Genomic DNA, 2,636 nt, shown 5'->3' on the forward strand with positions numbered 1-2,636 from the left:
GCCGGGGCCGGCGCCGCCGTTGCGGGCAGCCAGTGCCGCGTCTTCCGGAACGGATAGGTGGGCAGGCTGACGCGGTTGCCCTGTCCCACCCGGTGCAGTGCCGCCCACGCGATGTCGGCGCCGTCGACCCAGGCCTGGGCCAGCGGGGCGAGGGCGCCGGCACGGGCCCGGTCGGTGAGATGGTCCAGCACCTCCGGGGTGAGGTCCGGCCCGCCGTTGGCTCGGCTGGTCAACACCGCCTTGTCCGGTACACCGTCGACGAAGGCGCGCAGCGCGTCGGCGAGGTGGCCCAGTGAGTCGCCGACCACGGCGAGTCGGGCGGCGAGCGCGGGGCGGCCGACGCGCAGCGTGTGGGCGACGTCGGCGGGCGGCAGTTCGTGGAGTCGGCCGCCGGCCTCGTACCGCTGCAGGAACGAGAGCAGGCGTCGCGCGTAGGCGCGCAGGCGCTCATCGTCCTGCGCGCTGAGGACGAACAGCTGCGGTCCGGCAGGGGTGCCGGCCTGAATGGCCGGCCGAGGAGCCGCCTCCGTCAGGGCCACGTGGGCGTTCGCGCCGCCATAGCCGAACGAGCTCACTCCGGCCGCCCGTGGCCGGGACTCCCCCGCCCCGGTCCGGGCGTCCCAGGACCGGGTCGAGGTGACCAGGTGAAACGGCGAGGAGCGGAGCTTGACGAGCGGGTTGACCTCCACCAGGTGCAGCGTCGGCGGCAGGATGCGGTGCCGCAGCGACAGGACGACCTTGATGACGCCGGCCACACCCGCGGCGGTTTCCAGGTGCCCGATGTTGCTCTTGACGCTGCCCAGCCCGCACTGCTGCCGTGACGCGCCGGATCCGCGGGCGAACGCGGCCTTGAGGCCCTCGATCTCGATCGGGTCACCGAGCGCCGTGCCGGTGCCGTGCGCCTCGACGTACGACAGGTCGTCGGGGGTGATGCCGGCGCGTTCCCAGGCACGGACCAGCACGTCGGCTTGGGCAGCTGGGTTCGGCGCGGTCAGCGACGTGGCGTGGCCGCCGTGGTTGACGGCGGTACCGGCGATCACGGCGTGCACGTGGTCGCCGTCGGCCAGCGCCCGGCTCAGCGGCTTGAGCACCAGCGCCCCGACTCCCTCACCGCGCACGTATCCGTCGGCGCGGGCGTCGAAGGACTTGCACCGCCCGTCGGGCGCCAGCATGCCGGAGTTACCGAACGCGTCGAAGACGTCGGGAGTGAGGATGACGTTGACGCCGCCGACGACGGCCGCCTCACAGTCACCGCTGTGCAACGCCTGGACCGCCCGGTGGACGGCGACCAGCGAGCTTGAGCACGCGGTGTCGACCGGCTCACTGGGCCCCCGCAGGTCCAGCAGGAAGGAGAGCCGGTTCGCCACCATGCTGTGGTCGTTGCCGGTGACCAGCTGCCCGTCGACGGTCGTCGCGGCACGGCGGGCGAGCTGGGCGTACTCGCTGGAGGCCACGCCCACGAAGACGCCGCAGGCGCTGCCGGCCATCGACGTGGGGTCGTAGCCGGCCTCTTCGATGGCCGACCAGGCGGTCTGCAGGAACAGCCGGTGGTGGGGGTCCATCAGGCCGGCTTCCCGGGGACTGATCCGGAAGAAGTCCGCGTCGAAGGCGTCGATGTCGTCGAGGAACCCGCCCCAGCGCGTCGCGCCGGCCTTGTCTTGCCCGGTGAACCGCCCCGGCGGAGGCTCGGTGATCAGGTCGTCACCGGAGACCAGGTGGTCCCAGAACGTGTCGAGGTCCGGTGATCCGGGGAAGGCGCCGGCCAACCCGATGATGGCGATGCCCTCGCCGGTCGACGGGCGTGGTGTGCGGTGCCGCTCGGGAGTGGTCGCGACCGGCGGAGTCGACGGAACCGGCGTGACCGGTGGGGTCGGCGAAACCGGCGTGACTGGTGGAGTCGGCGCGACCGACGTATCCGGAGTCGCGCCACGGACGGCGTCGACGAGCGCCGCGACGTGCGGGAATCCGTAGAGTACGGCGGGATTCATCTCCGCGCCTTTCAGACGGGACAGCCGCGTGGCGAGGGTGACCATGGTGACCGAGTCGAAACCCAGGTCGCTGAGACGGTCGTCGTCGTCGATGTCAGCCGGTCGTACGCCGATGACGTCGGCGATCACTGCCGTGATCTCGCTCGGGGACGGTGCGGCAGGGGTGTCGACGGGATCGTCCCCGGCCGGAGCTGATGTCATCAGGGGGCGCTCCTCGGTGGTTGGCGACGGTTCGATGTGCGGGAGCCAGTAACTGTCGCGCGCGAACGGGTAGTGCGGCAGCGAGACGATGTGCCGGTCGGACGGGGCGTGCAGGACGGTCCAGTCGACCGTGGTGCCGGACTGCCAGGCGTCCGCGAGCGAGCCGGCGGTGGTGTCGCCGGCTGTTGTGGGTTGCGGTACGCCGTCCGCGGAGGTGACGAAGTCGTCGAGGACCCGGACGGCGTCCTCGTGGTCGCGTACCAACCAGACGGCGCGAGCCTTGAGCGCCGCGCGGCCAGCTTGCAGGGTCCACGCGACGGCGGTCAGCGGCACCTCGGCGCCCGGGCCGCGGAGGAAGTCGCGTAGGCGAGCGGCGAGCTGGCGCAACTGCTCCGGTTTGCGGGCTGAGAGCGGAAGCACGTGCCCGGTGGGGGCCGGGGCTGCGGG

Annotated in this window: 1 protein-coding gene; it reads right to left on the reverse strand. The window is 72.5% G+C overall.

Annotated elements, in window-relative coordinates:
- The coding region (locus ABD52_RS36955; RefSeq protein ID WP_235437685.1) for a beta-ketoacyl synthase N-terminal-like domain-containing protein at nucleotides 1-2,609 on the reverse strand (2,609 nt) is incomplete at its 3' end.
- Nucleotides 2,610-2,636: the final 27 nt, after the last annotated feature.

Source organism: Micromonospora sp. RV43 (assembly GCF_001029515.1).
Classification (GTDB): Bacteria; Actinomycetota; Actinomycetes; order Mycobacteriales; family Micromonosporaceae; genus Micromonospora; species Micromonospora aurantiaca.